Source organism: Pseudomonas sp. NEEL19, assembly GCF_028751975.1.
Lineage (GTDB): Bacteria > Pseudomonadota > Gammaproteobacteria > Pseudomonadales > Pseudomonadaceae > Aquipseudomonas > Aquipseudomonas juntendi.
This window is the reverse complement of sequence record NZ_CP081491.1, coordinates 1,562,236-1,581,249: the sequence shown is the minus strand read 5'-3', so window position 1 is coordinate 1,581,249 and position 19,014 is coordinate 1,562,236. Positions and strand designations below refer to the sequence as shown.

General features: G+C 62.7%; 20 protein-coding genes. 8 read left to right on the top strand and 12 right to left on the bottom strand.

Going from position 1 to position 19,014, the window contains the following annotated elements:
- Nucleotides 1–252: 252 nt before the first annotated feature.
- Both K4A76_RS07200 and K4A76_RS07195 read left to right on the top strand, forming a co-directional pair.
- Entirely contained in the window at nt 253–1,098 is an 846-nt protein-coding gene (locus K4A76_RS07200; RefSeq protein ID WP_009686786.1) for an AAA family ATPase, read from the top strand.
- 13 nt (nt 1,099–1,111) lie between these two features.
- On the top strand, nt 1,112–2,290 hold the full coding sequence (locus K4A76_RS07195; RefSeq protein ID WP_274411827.1) for a vWA domain-containing protein: 1,179 nt from the start codon (nt 1,112–1,114) through the stop codon (nt 2,288–2,290).
- 115 nt (nt 2,291–2,405) lie between these two features.
- Here the strand turns inward: K4A76_RS07195 and K4A76_RS07190 are convergent, their stop codons facing one another.
- Genes K4A76_RS07190 through K4A76_RS07180 form a run of 3 tightly spaced genes read right to left on the bottom strand, consistent with a single transcriptional unit; the run spans nt 2,406 to nt 4,782 of the window.
- Nucleotides 2,406–3,323, bottom strand: a complete 918-nt coding sequence (locus K4A76_RS07190; RefSeq protein ID WP_274411826.1) for a biotin-dependent carboxyltransferase family protein — start codon at nt 3,321–3,323, stop codon at nt 2,406–2,408.
- Nucleotides 3,320–4,006 (bottom strand): 5-oxoprolinase subunit PxpB, encoded by a 687-nt coding sequence (gene pxpB, locus K4A76_RS07185; RefSeq protein WP_274411825.1) that lies wholly within the window; start codon nt 4,004–4,006, stop codon nt 3,320–3,322. Before pxpB ends, K4A76_RS07190 begins: the two co-directional genes overlap by 4 nt.
- Nucleotides 4,006–4,782: a 5-oxoprolinase subunit PxpA gene (locus K4A76_RS07180; protein WP_110677825.1), complete on the bottom strand. Its 777-nt coding sequence runs from the start codon at nt 4,780–4,782 to the stop codon at nt 4,006–4,008. The genes pxpB and K4A76_RS07180 overlap by 1 nt, the downstream gene beginning before the upstream one ends.
- 260 nt (nt 4,783–5,042) lie before the next feature.
- Between K4A76_RS07180 and K4A76_RS07175 the strand changes: the two genes are divergently transcribed.
- Both K4A76_RS07175 and K4A76_RS07170 read left to right on the top strand, forming a co-directional pair.
- Nucleotides 5,043–5,528 (top strand): Hcp family type VI secretion system effector, encoded by a 486-nt coding sequence (locus tag K4A76_RS07175; RefSeq protein WP_274411824.1) that lies wholly within the window; start codon nt 5,043–5,045, stop codon nt 5,526–5,528.
- Between the two features lie 104 nt (nt 5,529–5,632).
- Nucleotides 5,633–6,241, top strand: coding sequence for a DUF4225 domain-containing protein (locus K4A76_RS07170; RefSeq protein ID WP_158622672.1), 609 nt, complete (start codon nt 5,633–5,635; stop codon nt 6,239–6,241).
- Between the two features lie 345 nt (nt 6,242–6,586).
- Here the strand turns inward: K4A76_RS07170 and K4A76_RS07165 are convergent, their stop codons facing one another.
- The 3 genes from K4A76_RS07165 to K4A76_RS07155 are packed head-to-tail and all read right to left on the bottom strand — an operon-like array spanning nt 6,587 to nt 8,403.
- Nucleotides 6,587–7,108, bottom strand: a complete 522-nt coding sequence (locus K4A76_RS07165; RefSeq protein WP_110677827.1) for a DUF2937 family protein — start codon at nt 7,106–7,108, stop codon at nt 6,587–6,589.
- Between the two features lie 9 nt (nt 7,109–7,117).
- Nucleotides 7,118–7,891, bottom strand: coding sequence for a class II glutamine amidotransferase (locus K4A76_RS07160; RefSeq protein WP_054881632.1), 774 nt, complete (start codon nt 7,889–7,891; stop codon nt 7,118–7,120).
- Between the two features lie 14 nt (nt 7,892–7,905).
- Nucleotides 7,906–8,403 carry an MFS transporter gene (locus tag K4A76_RS07155; RefSeq protein ID WP_274411823.1) on the bottom strand — a complete coding sequence of 166 codons (498 nt, stop codon included), beginning with the start codon at nt 8,401–8,403 and terminating at the stop codon, nt 7,906–7,908.
- A gap of 122 nt (nt 8,404–8,525) precedes the next feature.
- Between K4A76_RS07155 and K4A76_RS07150 the strand changes: the two genes are divergently transcribed.
- On the top strand, nt 8,526–10,568 hold the full coding sequence (locus K4A76_RS07150) for a S9 family peptidase (RefSeq protein ID WP_182366218.1): 2,043 nt from the start codon (nt 8,526–8,528) through the stop codon (nt 10,566–10,568).
- A gap of 210 nt (nt 10,569–10,778) precedes the next feature.
- Here the strand turns inward: K4A76_RS07150 and K4A76_RS07145 are convergent, their stop codons facing one another.
- Nucleotides 10,779–11,057 carry a hypothetical protein gene (locus K4A76_RS07145; protein ID WP_274411822.1) on the bottom strand — a complete coding sequence of 93 codons (279 nt, stop codon included), beginning with the start codon at nt 11,055–11,057 and terminating at the stop codon, nt 10,779–10,781.
- A 132-nt stretch (nt 11,058–11,189) separates the two neighbouring features.
- Here K4A76_RS07145 and K4A76_RS07140 point away from each other — a divergent pair, with 132 nt between their 5' ends.
- Both K4A76_RS07140 and K4A76_RS07135 read left to right on the top strand, forming a co-directional pair.
- Nucleotides 11,190–11,561, top strand: coding sequence for a YajD family HNH nuclease (locus K4A76_RS07140; RefSeq protein WP_009686798.1), 372 nt, complete (start codon nt 11,190–11,192; stop codon nt 11,559–11,561).
- Between the two features lie 72 nt (nt 11,562–11,633).
- Nucleotides 11,634–12,104, top strand: coding sequence for an RNA methyltransferase (locus K4A76_RS07135; protein WP_009686799.1), 471 nt, complete (start codon nt 11,634–11,636; stop codon nt 12,102–12,104).
- A gap of 102 nt (nt 12,105–12,206) precedes the next feature.
- On the opposite strand, the gene K4A76_RS07130 is transcribed toward K4A76_RS07135, so the two are convergent.
- The 5 genes from K4A76_RS07130 to K4A76_RS07110 form a co-directional block, all read right to left on the bottom strand.
- Entirely contained in the window at nt 12,207–13,697 is a 1,491-nt protein-coding gene (locus tag K4A76_RS07130) for an aldehyde dehydrogenase (protein WP_110677831.1), read from the bottom strand.
- Nucleotides 13,698–13,711: 14 nt separating this feature from the next.
- The gene (locus tag K4A76_RS07125; protein WP_274411821.1) at nt 13,712–14,605 is read right to left on the bottom strand and encodes a dihydrodipicolinate synthase family protein; all 894 of its coding nucleotides are present in this window, start codon (nt 14,603–14,605) and stop codon (nt 13,712–13,714) included.
- 72 nt (nt 14,606–14,677) lie between these two features.
- Nucleotides 14,678–16,006: an MFS transporter gene (locus K4A76_RS07120; RefSeq protein WP_274411820.1), complete on the bottom strand. Its 1,329-nt coding sequence runs from the start codon at nt 16,004–16,006 to the stop codon at nt 14,678–14,680.
- Between the two features lie 182 nt (nt 16,007–16,188).
- Nucleotides 16,189–17,508, bottom strand: a complete 1,320-nt coding sequence (locus tag K4A76_RS07115) for an NAD(P)/FAD-dependent oxidoreductase (protein ID WP_274411819.1) — start codon at nt 17,506–17,508, stop codon at nt 16,189–16,191.
- 61 nt (nt 17,509–17,569) lie between these two features.
- Nucleotides 17,570–18,286 (bottom strand): GntR family transcriptional regulator, encoded by a 717-nt coding sequence (locus tag K4A76_RS07110; RefSeq protein ID WP_054913774.1) that lies wholly within the window; start codon nt 18,284–18,286, stop codon nt 17,570–17,572.
- Between the two features lie 325 nt (nt 18,287–18,611).
- On the opposite strand from K4A76_RS07110, the gene K4A76_RS07105 reads away from it, so the two are divergent.
- Complete coding sequence (locus K4A76_RS07105) at nt 18,612–18,950, top strand: YgaP-like transmembrane domain (RefSeq protein ID WP_274411818.1); 339 nt, start codon at nt 18,612–18,614, stop codon at nt 18,948–18,950.
- The last annotated feature ends 64 nt before the right edge of the window (nt 18,951–19,014 follow it).

Below are 19,014 nucleotides of genomic sequence, written 5' to 3'. Positions count from 1 at the left end.
ACCCGGTCTGCGTTTGCAGCTGCCCGGGCCCGCGTTATAGTCGGTAACAAATCGAAAACAGGTGTTGGGTCATTCGCGGGCGCGCCCGCTCCCACAGGTACTTACGCAGATTCAGAAGTTTGTGCAATTCCTGTAGGAGCGGGCGTGCCCGCTCCCACGGGTACCCCGCAGATTCAGAAGTTTGTGCAATTCCTGTGGGAGCGGGCGTGCCCGCGAAGAGGCCGGCACAGGCTTACAACAGAGGACAGCCCCATGAAGTTCGAAGGCACCCGCGACTACGTCGCCACAGACGACCTGAAACTGGCAGTAAACGCGGCCATCACCCTCGAACGCCCGCTGTTGGTCAAGGGCGAACCCGGCACCGGCAAGACCATGCTCGCCGAGCAATTGGCAGCTTCGTTCGGCGCGCGCCTGATCACCTGGCACATCAAGTCCACCACCAAGGCCCACCAGGGCCTCTACGAGTACGACGCGGTCAGCCGCCTGCGCGACTCGCAGCTGGGCGTGGACAAGGTCCATGACGTGCGCAACTACCTGAAGAAGGGCAAGCTGTGGGAGGCCTTCGAGGCCGAGGAGCGGGTCATCCTGCTGATCGACGAAATCGACAAGGCCGACATCGAGTTCCCCAACGACCTGTTGCAGGAACTGGACAAGATGGAGTTCTACGTTTACGAAATCGACGAGACCATCAAGGCCCGGCAGCGCCCGATCATCATCATTACCTCGAACAACGAAAAGGAACTGCCCGACGCCTTCCTGCGCCGCTGCTTCTTCCACTACATCGCCTTCCCCGACCGCAGCACCCTGCAGCAGATCGTCGACGTGCACTACCCGAACATCAGCCAGGCGCTGGTCAGCGAGGCGCTGGACGTGTTCTTCGACGTACGCAAGGTGCCTGGGCTGAAGAAAAAGCCCTCCACCTCCGAGCTGGTAGACTGGCTCAAGCTGCTGATGGCCGACAACATCGGTGAAGCGGTGCTGCGCGAACGCGACCCGACCAAGGCGATCCCGCCGCTGGCCGGTGCGCTGGTGAAGAACGAGCAGGACGTGCAACTGCTCGAGCGCCTGGCCTTCATGAGCCGGCGCGGCAACCGCTGACAGGAGCCGGGCCATGCTGCTCAACCTGTTCAATGAAATGCGTGCGACCAAGGTGCCGGTGTCGGTGCGTGAACTGCTCGACCTGCACCAGGCCTTGCAAAAGCACGTGGTGTTCGCCGACATGGACGAATTCTATTACCTCGCCCGTGCCATTCTGGTGAAAGACGAACGCCACTTCGACAAGTTCGACCGCGCCTTCGCCGCTTACTTCAAAGGCCTGGAAAACCTCGACCAGCACATCGAGGCGCTGATCCCGGAAGACTGGCTGCGCAAGGAGTTCGAGCGCTCGCTCAGCGACGAAGAACGCGCGCAAATCCAGTCGCTGGGTGGCCTGGACAAGCTCATCGAGGCCTTCAAGCAGCGCCTGGAAGAGCAGAAGGAGCGCCACGCCGGCGGCAACAAGTGGATTGGCACCGGCGGCACCAGCCCGTTCGGCTCGGGCGGCTACAACCCCGAGGGCATCCGCGTGGGCGAGGCTGGCAAACGCCAGGGCAAGGCGGTGAAGGTCTGGGACCAGCGCGAGTACAAGAACCTCGACGACCAGGTGGAACTGGGCACGCGCAACATCAAGCTGGCCCTGCGCCGGCTGCGCAAGTTCGCCCGTGAAGGCGCCGCCGAAGAGCTCGACATCGACGGCACCATCGACCACACCGCGCGCGATGCCGGGTTGTTGAACATCCAGATGCGCCCGGAGCGGCGCAACACCGTGAAGCTGCTGTTGCTGTTCGACATCGGTGGTTCCATGGACGCCCACGTCAAGGTGTGCGAAGAACTGTTCTCGGCCTGCAAGACCGAGTTCAAGCACCTGGAGTATTACTACTTCCACAACTGCGTGTACGAGTCGGTTTGGAAGAACAACCTGCGCCGCACCTCGGAGCGGTTTTCCACGTTCGATCTTCTGCACAAGTATGGCGACGACTACAAAGTGATCTTCGTTGGCGATGCGGCCATGGCGCCTTACGAAATCACCCAGCCCGGTGGCAGCGTGGAGCACTGGAACGAAGAAGCCGGGTATGTGTGGCTGCAGCGTTTCATGGAGAAATTCAGGAAGATCATCTGGATCAACCCCTATCCCCGGCAGGCTTGGGACTACACCGCCTCGACCCACCTGGTGCGGGAGTTGATCGAGGACAAGATGTATCCGCTGACCTTGCAGGGGTTGGAGGAAGGGATGCGGTATCTCTCAAAGTGAGATAGAACGGGCTGCCACTTGCCAGCGGTCTGGCCTCTTCGCGGGCGCGCCCGCTCCTACAGGTATGGCGCAGGCCTGTGTGGGAGCGGGCGTGCCCGCGAAAGGGCCCGCAGCCTTACAACCACCGGCCCAAGTATTGCTGCTGCTCCCGCCACGCCTCATCCTGCACCACCGCCCTGAACTTCACCTGCGCCCCCGGCATGCACTGCGCCAGTTGCGCCAGCGCCAGCGGCGTCAACGCCCCCAGCCGCGGGTAACCGCCAATGGTCTGCCGGTCATTGAGCAACACGATCGGTTGCCCGTCCGGCGGCACCTGCACCGCTCCCAGGGGAATGCCCTCGGAAATCATCGGCGCGCCCTGGTAGACCAACTTCGGCCCCAGTAGACGGATGCCCATGCGGTCAGCCCGGCTGTCCAGCGTCCAGTCACTGTTGAACGCCTCAAACAGGCTGGTACCACTGAAATCACCGATCTGCGCGCCCATCACTAGGTCGAGCACAGGCTTGTGGTGATAGCGCGGGCGCAAGGCATCCGGCACTTCACGAAGGGTTGCCGGCGTACCCGCAAAAGCCAGCAGCTGGCCTTTACCAAGCGCAGCGCCCTGGCCGCCTGTACCGCCCAGCGCTTCGCGCACCACGGTGGCACAGCTGCCCAGCACCGCCTCGCCGCGAAACCCGCCAGGCGCCGCCAGGTACGCCCGAACGCCCTGCTTGGGCTGCTTCAGGGCCAAGCGCTGCCCTTTGCCCAAAGCAAAGCTGCGCCAGGGCGCTACCGGCTGATCATCAACTCGCGCATCCAGGTCGGCACCGGCCAGCGCCAGCACACAATCCTGCTGCGCCACCACACAGAAGCCACCCAGCGCGACCTCCACCACAGGTGCGGCCAGCGAATTGCCCAACAGCCAGTTGGCCCAGTACATCGCCACCCAGTCCAGCGCCCCGCCCTGGGTCACGCCCAGGTGCCGTACGCCGAAGCGCCCGGCGTCCTGCAACTGGCACAAGGCGTTGCTGGCCTCGATCGACAACTGCTTCATCCTTGCGCCTCCACATCGCCGCCCAGGGCCAGAAATTCATCACGCGTAACCGCCACGAAGCGCACCCAGTCCCCGGGTTGCAACAGGCTATAGCCTTCACGTTCACGGTCGAACAGGCGCACCGGGGTACGCCCGATCAGGTTCCAGCCCCCCGGCGACACCGCCGGGTACGCTGCTGTCTGGCGCTCGGCAATACCCACGCTGCCCGCCGCCACGCGCTTGCGCGGGGTGCTCAGGCGGGGGCTGGCCAGGCGTTCATCGACCAGGCCCATGAAGCCGAACCCGGGGGCGAAGCCCAAGGCAAAAACCGGGTACTCGCGCTCGCTGTGCAAGCGGGCCACTTCACCCTCGGTCAAGCCGGTGCGGGCAGCCAGTACAGGCAGCTCCGGGCCGACGCTGGCGTGGTACCACACCGGGATCTCGTGGCGCCGGCCACCACTGCCGGCGTCTGGCTGCAAACCGTCCAGTGCCTGGGCGATCAGCGCCCTCGCTTCGGCCGGCGGCAGGTCGAAGTGCACCATCAGCGTGGTGTACGACGGCACCAAGTCCAGCAGGTGCTGGCCGAACGCTGCGCGCAAGCACTGGCTGGCAGCAAGCATCCACGGCATGTTGGCCTCGTCGATACGCTCGAACAGGCGCACCATCAGGCTGTCGACTGCGACCACTTCGATACGCAGCTTCATCATCGCTCCATGGCATCGAGGGCTTGGCGAATCTGCCGCACCGCTGCTACCGAACTGTCGTTGTCGCCATGCACACACAGTGTGCTGGCCGCCAGCTTCAAGGCACTGCCATCGTTCGCCACCAGCGTATCGCCACGGGCCAGGCGCTCGGCCTGCTCCACCACACGCGCCGGGTCGTGATGCACGGCGCCGGGCAGGCGCCGCGAGACCAGGTGGCCGCTGGCGGTATAGGCCCGGTCGGCGAATGCCTCGAACCACAGCGGCACGCCGATTTCATCGCCCAGCGCCTGGGCAGTACGGTTGTCGGCGGTGGCCATCAGCATCAGCGGCAGGTCGCTGCCGTAAGCCGCCACAGCTTCCAGCACGGTGCGCAGCTTGAGCGGGTCGGCCATCATGTCGTTGTACAGCGCGCCATGCGGCTTGACATAGGCCACACGGCCGCCGAGCACCTTGCAGATGCCCTCCAGTGCGCCGATCTGGTAGTGCAGCAAATCGCGAATTTCCTCGGGGCTGCAGGCCATGGACCGGCGCCCGAAGCCGACCAGGTCCGGGTAGGCCGGGTGGGCACCGATCGCCACCCCGTGCTCCAGTGCCAGGGCCACGGTGCGGCGCATGATGCCAGGGTCACCGGCATGGTAACCGCAGGCGATGTTGGCGCAGTCGATGTAGGGCATGACCTCGGCATCCAGGCCCATGCGCCAGCTGCCAAAACTTTCACCCATGTCGCAATTGAGTAGCAGGCGTTCCACCACGCGGCCTCCGTTGTTGTCGTGCATGTGCATACCTTACCGCGTTTGCAGATGCTTGCTGCAAGCTTGCGCCAAGATCTCTAACGCAGATCCTGTAGTCAAACTCGGTCGAGTGATTGGGCATAGCAATCCTACAAGCACGCGTTGATACGCAGCGAACTGACGCGCTCCACAACGAGCGGAAATATTTGTTATCAATTGTCACCATAAAGATCAGAAGCGTCCTACATACATTTGCCCTCTGCGCACTCTAGCTTTTGAACCCTCACTGACAGGGAGTTGTAGATATGGCTTTCCATGGATATATGACTATGACGGGCAGGCAACAAGGGCTGATCTCAGCGGGCTGCTCCACAACTGAATCCATCGGTAACCGATGCCAGAGTGCCCACCGTGATGAAATCATGGTGCTTTCGTTCAGTCATAGCCTTGCCAGCTTGGACAATACCAAGGCTGCAACTCATCGACCTGTTCTGATTACAAAGCATGTTGACAAATCGACGCCTCTACTCGCCCAAGCATTGACAAATCGCGAGATAGTAGAATGCAAGATCAATTTTTTTCGCAGAAACAACAATAGCGAGTATGAGCACTACTTTCAAATAACTCTGTCCGATGGGTTACTTGTGGACCACCGCATCGAGATGCCGCACTCCATCTTGCTCAACGACCAGGACCCACAGGAGTACCTTGCCATTCGCTATGGATTCGTCGGCTGGCATCATCTGGGAGCGAATACCAGTGGCTACGCAAATTGGGGCGAGGGGGTGTGAAGCCGCTTGACAGCAGCACACTCGCCAACTCCCCCGAAACATCCGAAGTCAATGACATGGCAAATCGCTTGACGCTATATGCACGCCACGTTGGGGTGCAATGCTTGAGTGACGAACGGCTTCGGGCCAAGTTTACCCAGGAAATATCACGTGCGGGGCAGGCAATCGTTACTGCGACTCAAGATGGCCGGCTATCGCCTGAAGAAGCGCAAAAGGCACTAACCAAGGAATATTCACTCCTTTTCGAACAAGCACTAGAATATAGCAAGCTGGTTGCGGGGGTTGCAGCCGGAGTACTTCAGATAGGTACCGGGGTTGCGGTGTGTAAATTGTCGCTTGGGTTGGGCTGCACGCTTGGGGGGTTACCGCTGATACTCCATGGTGCCAACAACATTTACGAAAACGGGCGTAATATTGCTACCGGCCGAAATGACACCATTGGCCCAGTACGTAAAGGCTACCAGAGAATAGCTGAAATAGCAGGTGGACGCGCATCGCAAGGCAACATTGGGTACGGCGCTGTGGATATAGGTCTGTCAGCATTCGGCATGAGTCACATGATCCTAAAAACCGGCACATGGCGACTTTTCCGTTACATTGAAGCCGACAAAATTCGGGCTTACAGGGAGATGGGAAAAGGTTCGATCATGTTTGAAGTTGGAATAGACATGATGACGGGAGAGCAAATTCTGGTTGAGTGGGAAAAACAATGAATACCCTGTCTTTTTCAATAATGATCATAGGCAGCGTAGTCATTGCATTCACATTACGGCACCTGTGCTCCGGACGACATCTAGGTTATTCGCTGCTCTTTATCTGCTTTGCCTACAACGTGTTCTTCATAACGTATTATATGAGAGCAATCGAACAATCCTACTTCTTGTTTGTCGGCTACCAACCACTCTTACTGACGTCAAATCCAGCGTTAGGGTGGATGACTCTGTTTGGAATTTTCCTGCATTGCGGTGCGATGCCTAGCAAGCGAGTGCCTGGAAGAAAATGCCGTTAATCCTATAAGCGCAAAACTGGCGTGAACAGCGGCACCTGCGCGCCAGCACTCAGCGCCAGCTCTCTTTCACCACCCGACGCCGCCCCCCGAGGATCACCCAGCCAAGCCCCAGCAATAGGCTTTCGACCAAGAACGCCAGCACAAACCCTGCGCCAACACCCCAGCCGATGGCCTCGGGCACCAGCAGAATCTGGTAGCTGTAGCCGTTGAGGGTTTCTTCACGCAGCTGCGGGTCGGCCTGCACCAGCACATGCCAGGTGCGTGCGGCCCAAGGCCCTTGCAGGGCCTGCCACTCGTTCTCCAGCAACTGGTTGCGGATGATCAGGCTTTCGATGCTGTTGGCGTCACTGTTGAACACTGGGTCATCACTGCTGCGGTAGTGCCGTAGCAAGGCCTGCAGGTCGCCATTGAAAAAGCGCTCGGCCGTCTGCTTGAAGCCGTCCAGCGCCTCGCGCGACTCGTACAGGTGCGCCTCCACCCGCTGGCTGTAGTCTTTCACCAGCCCCGGCACCTGAATACCGGCCAACAGGCCGAAGGTGAACAGCAGCAACCGCAGGTAACTTCTGAACATGCAGCGTCCTTAGCTCTGGCCGTGCGCCACACATTCACCGTGCCGCCACAGGGCCCATTGACCCGGCGCGTAGCGCTGCCAGGTCTCGTTCTCGGTCAGGGCCTCGGTGGCAATCACCGTGACCACGTCGTTGGGGGTGGTTTGCGTATGGAAGTCGACGATCAGGTCGACATCCTTCAAGCGTGCCGCACCAAACGGCGCACGCCGGGTAATGTGCACCAGCTTGGTCGAACAGAAGCAGAACAGCCAGTCACCGTCGCTGAGCATGCAGTTGAACACGCCCTGCCCGCGGTAACCGGCACAGGCTTCGACCAGCACCGGCAACAGCTGTTCCACCGGCACCGGCTCGGGGAAGGCGCTGCGAATGCGGTTGAGCAGGTCGCAAAAGGCCGCCTCGCTGTCGGTATCGCCTACCGGCCGATAGAAACTGCCCAGGCCCTTGAAGGCGCCCAACTGGCCGTTGTGCGCAAAGCACCAGTTACGGCCCCACATTTCGCGCATGAACGGATGGGTGTTGGCCAGGCAGACCTTGCCGACGTTGGCCTGGCGGATATGGCCAATGACCACTTCGCTCTTGATCGGGTAGCGCTGCACCAGGCTGGCTACCTCCGACTCGCTGCTGGCAGCCGGGTCCTGGAACAGGCGCAGGCCGCGCCCTTCATAGAAGCCGATGCCCCAGCCATCGCGGTGCGGGCCGGTGCGGCCACCGCGCTGCATCAGGCCGGTAAAGCTGAAGACAATGTCGGTAGGGACGTTGGCACTCATGCCCAACAGTTCGCACATGGCTGTGTCTCCGCTTACAGACGGGGCTCGACCCGGCCATTTCCCCCGGGTGCCGCAGGTGGCGGAAGGTCACGGTAACGGTCGCTGCGCTCGGCGGCCAAAGGGGCCTGGGCGCCGAGCCGGTCATCTTCGGCCTGCTCGCGCTGGGCCGCGGCCTCAGCCTGGGCCCGCCGCTCGCAGGCGCGCTTTTCCAGCGGCCAGCGCAGCAATACGAAGAGGGCATACAAGGCAAAGGCGATCATGCCGTACATGGCAAAATCGGAAACTGCGCGCCAGGCATTGTTGCCAACCTTGAACGCCACATCCAGGGTGGTGATGGCGATGGCCGGGGCGAAGCTGTCCTTGACCGGGTCAACCACGGTCGGCGTCAGCAACAGCACCGCCAGCACCACGCGCAGGGGCTCGCGCAACCAGCGCCACATCCAGCCGGTCAGTTTGAAGCCCACCAGCAGGCAGCCCAAAGCGGCAACCGCGTACAGGCCCCAGGCCAAGGTGTAGTCGTTCTCGATCATGGTGTTCGTGCAAGCCAGGCAAAGAGGTGCCTATGATAAACACTTTTCCGGGCGCACACAGTGTTTGCCTGCGCCGGCCGCTTCGCAGCCGGGCCCAGGCCACCCCAACCAAGAGATCCTCGATGCCGACCAAGCCCCAACCGCCGATTGCCCATGCCGACCAGGCCGCCGACCCGTATGCCTGGCTGCAACAGCGCGACACCCCCGAGGTGCTCGCCTACCTGCAGGCCGAAAACGCCTACCAGCAAGCCTGCCTGGCCGACCAAGAGCCCCTGCGCGAGCAATTGTTCGAAGAGATCAAGGGCCGCATCCAGGAGACCGACCTGTCGCTGCCTTCACCCTGGGGGCCGTACCTGTACTACACCCGCACCACCGCTGGCGACGAGTACCCGCGCCACTACCGCTGCCCACGCCCGGCCGACGACAGCAACACCGTCGATGAAAGCCAGGAACAGCTGTTGCTCGACCCCAACGCACTGGCCAACGGCGGCTTCCTCTCGCTGGGCGCGTTCAGTGTCAGCCCCGACCACCGCCTGCTGGCCTACAGCCTGGATACCAGTGGCGACGAGGTCTACAGCCTGTACGTGAAAGACCTCGCCAGCGGCGCGATCACCGCCCTGCCCTTCGAAGACTGCGACGGCAGCATGACCTGGGCCAACGACAGCCAGACACTGTTCTTCGCCGAGCTGGACGACACCCACCGGCCATGGCGCCTGTGCCGCCACACGCTGGGCAGCCGCGGTGCCGAGCGCGTGTTCGAGGAGCCCGACGGGCGCTTCTTCCTGCATTGCTACCGCACCAGCTCCGAGCGCCAGCTGGTGCTGCTGCTGAACAGCAAGACCACCAGCGAAGCCTGGGTGCTGAACGCCGAAACCCCACAGGCGCCATTCATTTGCCTGGCGCCACGTGTCGAGGGCCATGAATACTTCCCCGACCACGGCCAGCTCGACGGCGCGTGGTGCTGGTTTATCCGCACTAACCAGGACGGTATCAACTTCGCCCTGTATTACGCCCCGGCTACCGAGGTACCGGGCCGCGAGCAATGGCAGGCACTGGTGCCGCACCGCGAGGCAGTCATGCTTGAAGGGCTGAGCCTGAATGCCGGCGCCCTGACCCTGAGCCTGCGCGAAGGCGGCCTGCCGATCATCGAAGTGCGCCCGCAAGGTCTGGCGGCCTACCGTGTCGAGCTGCCGGATGCCGCCTACAGCCTGTACGTGCAAGACAGCCTGGAGTTCGCCAGCCCCCGCCTGCGCCTGCGCTACGAAGCACTCAACCGCCCGGCCCAGGTGCGCCAGCTGGAGCTGGCCAGCGGCGCCCAGGTGGTGCTCAAGCAAACACCGGTACTGGGCGCCTTCGATGCCGACGACTATGTCAGCGAACGCTTGTGGGCGACTGCCGCCGACGGCACCCAGGTGCCGATCAGCCTGGTGCGGCGCCGCCAGGACCTGGGCCAGACCGTGCCGCTGTACCTGTACGGCTACGGCGCCTATGGCGAAAGCCTCGACCCATGGTTCTCGCATGCACGCCTGAGCCTGCTGCAGCGCGGCGTGGCCTTCGCCATCGCCCATGTACGCGGTGGTGGCGAGCTGGGCGAAGCCTGGTACCGTGCCGGCAAGCAGGCGCACAAGCACAACACCTTCAGCGACTTCATCGCCTGTGCCGAACACCTGGTCGCCCAGGGCGTGACGGCGCCCGACCGGCTGGCCATCAGTGGTGGCAGTGCCGGTGGCCTGTTGATCGGCGCGGTGCTCAACCTGCGCCCCGAACTGTTCCGCTGTGCGGTCGCCGAGGTGCCGTTCGTCGACGTGCTCAACACCATGCTCGACCCCGACCTGCCGTTGACCGTGACCGAGTACGACGAGTGGGGCAACCCTGAGGAGCCGGAAGTGTATGCGCGGATCAAGGCTTATGCGCCCTACGAGAACGTGAAGGCCCAGGCCTACCCGGCGATGCTGGTGGTGGCGGGCTACAACGACAGCCGCGTACAGTACTGGGAGGCGGCCAAGTGGGTGGCGCGGCTGCGCACGCGCAAGACCGATGACAACCTGCTGTTGCTCAAGACCGAGATGGGCGCCGGGCACGGCGGGATGAGCGGGCGGTATCAGGGGCTCAAGGATGTGGCGCTGGAGTATGCGTTCGTGTTTGGCGAATTGGGTATTGCTTGAGATGGCCGGGGCGCTTTGCGCCCCTTTCACGACACAAGGCCGCTCTCATAGAACAGTACATAACTTATTGATTTAGCGGGGTCTTTGTGGGAGCGGGCCGCGTCGCGGTTATGAATTGAGTTCTCTGCGCGACAGCGCAGCCCGTAGGGCTGTGTTATCTCCCACAGGGCACTGCCCCCCTAAAATCCCACCGCCAACGCACCGCCGCAGTCAATCATCATCTTGCGCCGGCTTCGCCGGCTCCGGCCGCAACCCCGGCAAGGGCTCATCCTTCGGCGGCCCGGGCACCGGCATCGGTGGCAGCAAAGGCGCACCCGGCTGGCTGTCATAAGCCTTGGGCGGCGTGCTCGGGGTGATCTGCGGGTAAGGCGTGGGCGTGGGCGTACCCGGCGCACCGGGCACCGGGGTCGCCAGCCGGGGCGGCGTACTGGCGGCATCGGCCATGGGCAGGCCCGCCAGCCACAGCACGGCTAGGATCGCGCGCAACATCAGTAACCTCCTGTCGGGAACCTTCCTACAGGCTACGCCTAAATCAACGCTTTCGCCTGTCCGCCCGCCCTGCAAGCGCGCTAGACTCAATGGCATAACCGTCACCTGCCTGATCAGAACAAAGGAAACACCATGAGCGCCTCCTCTTCCGCTGCCGCCACCGCGCGCCTGGACCGCATTCTCGCCGACGCCAAGCGTGACAAGGAAATGGGCTACCGCGACAAGGCCCTGAGAATGTACCCGCACGTGTGCGGCCGCTGCGCCCGCGAGTTCGCCGGCAAGCGCCTGAGCGAGCTGACCGTGCACCACCGCGACCACAACCACGACAACAACCCCCAGGACGGCTCGAACTGGGAGCTGCTGTGCCTGTACTGCCACGACAACGAGCATTCGCGCTACACCGACCAGCAGTACTTCAGCGAAGGCTCCACCAGCACCCCGAGCATCGCCAAGGCCACGCACAACCCGTTTGCCGGCCTGGCTGGCTTGCTGAAGAAAGACTGACCATCGATTCGCCCCCCGCTGCTACCGGGCAGCCCGTATAATCGCGCTTTTTTTCGCGAAGGGCCCCGGTACGTGGCAAACAAACGATACAGCTGCATCGGCCTGTTCAACCCCAAGTCGCCGGAAAACGTCGGCTCGGTGATGCGCGCCGCGGGCTGCTATGGCGTCAACTCGGTGTTCTACACCGGCAAACGGTATGAGCGCGCCCGTGACTTCGTCACCGACACCAAGCGCGTGCACTACGACATCCCGCTGATCGGCATCGATGACCTGCAACGCATCATTCCGCTGGGCTGCACCCCGGTGGCGGTAGAGCTGGTGGACGGCGCCCGGCCCCTGCCGGAATACACCCACCCGGACCGCGCCATCTACATCTTCGGCCCAGAAGACGGGTCGCTGAGCGAAGAAGTGCGCGGTTGGTGTGAAGAGACCATCTACATCCCGACCGAGGGCTGCATGAACCTGGCGGCGACGGTGAATGTGGTGCTGTACGACCGTATGGCCAAGGGGCTGAATACCCGTTCGGGGCCCAAATTCAAGTAAAAAGCCGCCCTTGCAGTGGCTGTACCGGCTCACCGCCGGTACAGCCACCACAAAAGCGGCCAGGTGCCGAACTCCGTCAGAGCAGCACCGGTCTTGCTCAGCTCACGAAGCGTTGATCCAGATGGTCTTCAGCTCCGTGTATTGGTCATGGGCCCAGATGGACTTGTCGCGCCCACCAAAGCCAGACTCCTTGTAGCCACCGAACGGCGTGGTCACGTCACCTTCGCCGAAGCAGTTGACCGTGACCACCCCGGCGCGGATTTCACGCGACAGGCGCAGCGCATTGCGCAGGCTGCCGGTGTAGGCCGAGGCGGCCAGGCCGTAGACGGTGTCGTTGGCCAGCTCGATGGCTTCATCAATCGTTGCGAAGCTGGTCACGCTCAGCACCGGGCCGAAGATTTCCTCGACGAACAGCTTGCTGTCACGGCCAACGTTGTCAACGATGGTGGGCTGCACATACACGCCGTTCTCGGTTTCGCCGCCCTGAACGATGCTGAGTTTTTGCCCGGCAGCGTATTCCAGGTACGACTTGACCTTCTCGAAATGCGACTTGCTGACCATCGCGCCCAGGCGGTTGTCCGGGTCCAGCGGGTCGCCCAGCTTCCAGTCCTTCAAGTGCTTGGCGATCAGGCCCAGCAGTTCGTCTTTCACGTCCTTGTGCACGATCAGGCGCGAGGAGGCCGAACAGTTCTCACCCATATTCCAGAACGCACCGGCGGTGACGAACTGCGCCACTTCGTCGAGGTCTTCGCAGTCGTTCATGACCACAGCCGGGTTCTTGCCACCCAGCTCCAGAACGATGCGCTTGAGGTTGGACTCGGCAGCATATTTCAGGAACAGGCGGCCGGTGTCGGTGGAGCCAGTGAAGCTGACCATCGGGATGTCCATGTGGCGGCCAATGGCCTCGCCCACTTCACGGCCACCACCGGGCACCAGGTTGAACACACCGGCCGGGATACCGGCTTCATGGGCCAGCTCGGCCACACGCAGGGCGCTGAGGGTGGTTTCCTTGGCCGGCTTGACCACGATCGAGCAACCGGCGGCCAGCGACGGGGCGATCTTCCAGGCCAGCATCAGCAGCGGGAAGTTCCACGGCAGCACCAGGCCGACCACGCCAATGGCTTCACGCACCACCATGGTCACGGCAGCGTTGCCGGTCGGGGCGGTGGCGTCGTAGATCTTGTCGATCAGCTCGGCGTGCCAGCGGATAGTGTGGATGGTCTCCGGCACGTCGACGGTCTGGCATTCACTGACCGGCTTGCCGCTGTCCAGCGCTTCCAGCACTGCCAGTTCGTGGGCGTTGTCTTCCAGCAACTGGGCGAATTTCTGCAGCACGTGCTTGCGGTCGTTCGGCTGCATCTTCGACCAGGTGCCTGCCTCGAACACCCGCTTGGCCGCCGCCACGGCGACGTTCACGTCGTTGACGTCGCAGGCGGCGACTTCGGCCAGCTGCTTGCCGGTGGCCGGGTTGGTGGTGACGAAGGTGCGGCCAGAGATTGCATCGCGGAACTCACCGTCGATGAACGCCTGGGTGCGCAGTTGCAGGTCGGCGGCGATGGCCGCGTATTGTTCCTTGCTCAGCAATTCAGCCATTTTTTCCAGCCTCCTTATTTGATCTGGGCGATGGTGGCCTTGAGTTCGGTGACCACACGCTGAAGTTCGGCCTTCTCGGCGTCATCCAGGTCATACAGCGGCTTGCGCACACCACCGGTCTTCAGGCCGTTGAGGGCAACGCCGTGCTTGATCGCCTGAACGAACTTGCCACCTTCGAGGAAGTCCATCAGCGGCATCATGGCGGCCATGATCTTGCGGCCTTTGTCGAAGTTCTTTTCGATCACGCAGGCCTCGTACAGGGCAACGTGCTCGCGCGGGATGAAGTTGGAGCCGGCGCAGACCCAGCTCTGAGCGCCCCAGGCGAAGAACTCCAGGGCCTGATCGTCCCAGCCGCAGGACAACTGGATGTTCGGGCGCTGGATGGCCAGGCGGTGCAGCTGGGCCATGTCGCCGGAGCTTTCCTTGATGGCGACGATGTTCTTCACGTCGGCCACGGCGTCGAAAAACGCCTCGCCCATGCTCACGCTCATGCGGCCTGGGTAGTTGTAGAGCATGATCGGCAGGCCGGCGGCAGCGTCCACGGCTTTGACGTGCAGGGCGATTTCCTGCTGGGTCGGCAGCGCGTACGGCGGGGTACCGACCAGCAGCGCATCGGCCTTGATTTCCCTGGCATGCTGGGCGAAGGCCACGGCGTCTTCGGTGCGGATGCCACCGGTGCCAACGATCAGCGGCAGGCGGCCGTTGAGCACGTCCTTGGCCTGGGCGGCCAACTCGACACGCTCCTGGGCGGTGTGGGCGTAGTACTCACCGGTGGAGCCACCAATGATGACGCCGTGGATCTTCGCTTCGACCAGGTATTCGAGGACCTCGGCGAACGCCGCCTTGTCGATCGAGCCGTCCGCAGCCAGCGGGGTGATTGCCGGGGTGTAGATGCCTTCGAATTTCACGGTAGATTCTCCAGTGCGTTGCTCAGTGTTTTGAAGGCCGCAGCACACGTGGCTGCGGCGGGTCATGCGCATTCAGCTCAGCGAAGCCGCTTGTTGCAGGTTCAGCGAGCGGGTTTCCGGGGCCAGCGCGACGGAAATCGCCAGGCCGATGAATGTCACCGCTGCAGCGGCGTACATGGTCGCGCCGATGCCATAGCTGTCCAGGGCGATGGGCACCAGCCAGGTGCCGATCGCGGCGCCAACGCGCGACAGCGAGGTGCCCACGCCCACCGCGCCTGCGCGGATCTCGGTGGGGAACAGTTCGTTGGGGTAGACCAGTTGCAGCACCTGGGCGCCGCCGATGAACAGCGCATAGGCACCGAACAGCGCCAGGATGAGCATCTCGCTGGCGTTGCTGAAGGCGCCGAGCCCGAGCAGCGCCAGCCCCGACCAGAAGAAGCTGTGCAGCAGCGTGGTGCGCCGGCCAATGGTATTCAGCAGGCGGGTACCGATAATGCAGCCGACCACGAACAGGCAGGTGATCGCCACCGAACCAATGGCGGCCCAGTCCCCTTTCAGGTTCAGTGCGCCCAGCACCTTGGGCGCGAAGGCATACACGGCGAACACCGGGATCACCGAGCACGTCCAGAACAGGCTGACGAACAACATGCGCTTGCCGTAACCGGAGTGCAGCAGGCTGAGGAACGACAGCTTGCGGGTCTTGGGCTCTTCCGGCAGGTTGTTCAGCGAGAAGCCAGGGCCGTACACACGCTTGATCACCTGCTCGGCTTCGGCCGAGCGGTCCTTGCTGATCAGCCAGCGTGGCGATTCCGGGGTACCCAGGCGCAGGGCAAACAGCAGTGCACCGATCACCGCGGCACTGGCCAGCACCAGCCGCCAGGCGTCTTCACCGCCGTGGCGCAGAATGGCCTCACCGACCATGTAGGCGGTGGCCGCACCGGCGAACCACAGCACGGTCAGGGTGGCCAGGCGCGGACCGCGGTTTTTCTTTGGCAGGAACTCCACCAGCAACGAGGTGGCCACCGGGTATTCGATGCCCACGGCAATGCCGATGGCAAACCGTAGCAGGAACAACGCCAAGGCCGACTCCACCCAGAACTGCGCCAGCGAGGCCACGATGAACAAGGTCGGGCCGACGAAGAACACCCTTTTGCGGCCAAAGTGGTCGGTGAGCCAGCCGCCGAAGAAGCCACCGAAGAAAATGCCGATCAGCGCCGATGCGGCAATCATGCCTTGCCAGAAACTGCTCAGGCTCAAGCCTGCGGACATCTGCACCATGGCCACGCCAATGATGCTCAGTACATAGCCGTCAACGAACGAGCCGCCGCCGGAACGCAAAGTCAGCAACTGGTGAAAGTTGTTGATCGGTACTTCTTCAATCGAAACATTCGGACTTGTCATTATTGTTCCTACCATTTCTGCTTACTACGTGTTTTCAAGGCGAACGCGCCCGCGAAACTGAAAAGACTGTTCAGCCCCGGGGACCCGGTAATAACCACCGGTGGTCAATTTCGGGCCGAGTGAGCCCGTGCCGGCTAACTGGGTGCCGACCTGTCTGTGCTATGCCTGATGCCTGTCAGCGATCAGCTTTCTTTGCCAGCGCGGAACTGCCCCCACATCAAGTTGGCGTTCAAACCCAGCGAAACCAGGGGCTGCGGCGGGTTCGCGGAAGGCCCGGGGGCATTTAGCAAAAACTCGATAAGTTCGTTCTTGTCGCCCGCCAGCCAGTCAGCCAGCAACTTGCCGGTGACCGTGCCACGGGTAACACCGAGGCCGTTGCAGCACAGTGCGCCGACCACATTGGGCGCCAACTTGCCGAAGAACCCCATGTGGTTGCGCGACAGCGCCAGGGCACCGCCCCAGGTGTACTCGAAGTCCACCCCGGGCAACATTGGAAAGCGCCGGGAGAACGATTCACGGTGGCGCTCGGCAAAGCGCTGCAGATACTTGCGGTTGCTGCGCCCGTCGGGGTTGTAACTGAAGCTGTTGCGGATCAGCAGGCGGTTGTCGACGGTACGGCGCATGGTGGTGCCGAACGGGTCGGCAGGGATCACGCCCCAGTAGGGGTTGCCCCCCAGCCGCGCCTGCTCTTCAGCGGTCAGTGGGCGGGTGATGCTGCCGTAGGTGAACACCGGCAGCATCCGGCCCTTGAGGAAGCCGAAACTCATGCCGAAGGCATTGGTGGTCAGCACCAGCTTGTCGGCTGTGATCGAGCCCTTGGCGTGGCGCAGCACCACCTTGTCGCCATACTCCACATCGGTGATGGGCGTGTGCTCGTACAGCGAAACATTGCTCGGCAAGCTGTCGGCCAAGCCCTTGACCAGGGCCGAGGGTTGCAGCAAGGCAGTGCCCGGGGTGAACAGGCCCTTGCGGTAGAAATGCGTGCCAATGTGCCCGGGCAGGTCACGGCCCTCGATCACCTCGTAAGGCTGGCCCAGCTTGTCCAGGCCGCGGCGGTAGGCGTCCAGCACGGCAATACCGCGGTCCTCGACGGCCGCCTGGTACTTGCCGCAGTGGCGGAACTGGCACTCGATGGCATAGCGCTCGATCAGCTCCTTGAGGTACGACTGCCCGCCCAGGTTGAGCTTGAGCACGGTTTTGGCGATATCGATGTCGCCAATGTAGTCCTCGGCCCCGATGTCGTGCGGCAGGTCGATGGCAAAACCGGCGTTACGCCCGGAGGTGCCGAAGCCGACCTCCTGGGCTTCGACCAACACCACTTCGTCATGCGGAAAGTTCGTTGCCAGTTGACGCGCAGCAGCCAGGCCGGTGAAACCGGCGCCGACGATCACCCAGCGGGCCTGGGTGTTGCCGCTGTGGGCCGGCCTTGGCGTGCGGGGCTGGCTCAGGTGATACCAGCCACAGGTGGCATCATCGGCAGGTAACGAACTTATTCTTGTCATTGGACTAACCTGGTGCTTGTTGTCGTCGAGCGGTCAGCCAGTGCCGGCCTGACCGGGTCATTCATATCTGTATGGGTACATCCAGCCCTTGTGGTGCGGCGTATTCAGCCATGCGCCGGCGCGACAGCTCGAAGTGCTCACGCACCAGTTGCCCAGCCGTTTGCGGGTCACGGCGCTCGATCGCATCGATCATCTGGTCGTGCTGCGCGCAAGCGGTTTCCAGGTCACGTTGCATGTCATCGGTGGTCGGGTGGCGATAGAAGATCTTGCCCAGCCGGGTGTGGTCGATCAGCAAGCGACGCAGGCTCGGCAGCAGGTAGTCGTTGTGCGCCATCTTGCCGATTTCCAGGTGGAAGGCGTCGTTGTAGAGCACGCGGTTTTCCACATCACGGTCTTCGATCGCCTGGCGGAACTGGGCCTGGATGGCCTTGAGCGCGTCGATTTCATCGGCACTGGCATAGGTGGCGGCCAACTGCGTGGTGGCGATGTAGATCAGCGGTGCGGCAACGAAAAAACTGTGCAGCGACTCGTGGTTCATGGCCGCCACCCGCGGTGCGCGGTTGGCTTCCAGTTCGATGTAGCCCTCGGCGGCGATCTGGCGCAGCAGTTCACGCACGGGTGGGCGCGACAGGCCGAATTCGTCGCACAGGGCCAGTTCGTCCACTACCGCCCCCGGGGCCAGTTCCATGCTCAGGATCCGGCGGCGCAGCGCCTCGGCCAACACCGCCTTGCGGTCGGGTGGCACTTGCGCTTCGAGGGGTTGAACGGTGGCTTTCATGGCGGCCTTCTTTGTGGTCATGGCGCTGTGTCTACTATTTGTATAACGACTATAGGGCACTGTTAGACAATGTGTCTACAGCATTTCAGATAAACGGCTGAATCTGTCTGAGCCTTTGTTTTCAAGGCCTCCAGCGGTTTCGACAGCGGTAATTAAACACCCTTGAAGCTGCATTGCCAAACCGGACAGGGTATTCGCCATATACGACACAGCCAGCTGCTTTTCACCGTTTCAACCCCACCCAGGGCTCGCCGCCGAGCGATGCAACTGAACGCTGGCGTTGCCGTGCAGGTCAGCTGCTTACATTCCACAAGGAGGGTTTGCCATGCTCGATAGCCATTTCGCTGCGTCGTCGCAGCACAATGTTCATGGCCTGGAACGTGCCAGCTCGCTGGCCGGTGGTGCGCTGATGTTCAGCAAAGGGCTGCGCCGTGGCGGCCTGGTTGGCTTGCTGCAGATGGCAGTGGGTGGCCTGGCCGTGGCGCGTGGGGTCAGCGGGCACTGCGCCACCAAGGCCTGGTGGCAGCGGCACCGGCAGGAGTATCAGCGCTTGCGGTCGGATATCGAGCGTAGCGCGGCGGACCTGGAGGCGTTGAAGGCCAGCGCCGAGGCGGCGACGCGCGGGGTGACGGTGACCGGGAAGGATCCGTTGGCTGGCGGTTGATTCCTGCATTGCCTGTGTCGGCCTCTTCGCGGGCTTGCCCGCTCACACAGGTGTTGCGCATGCC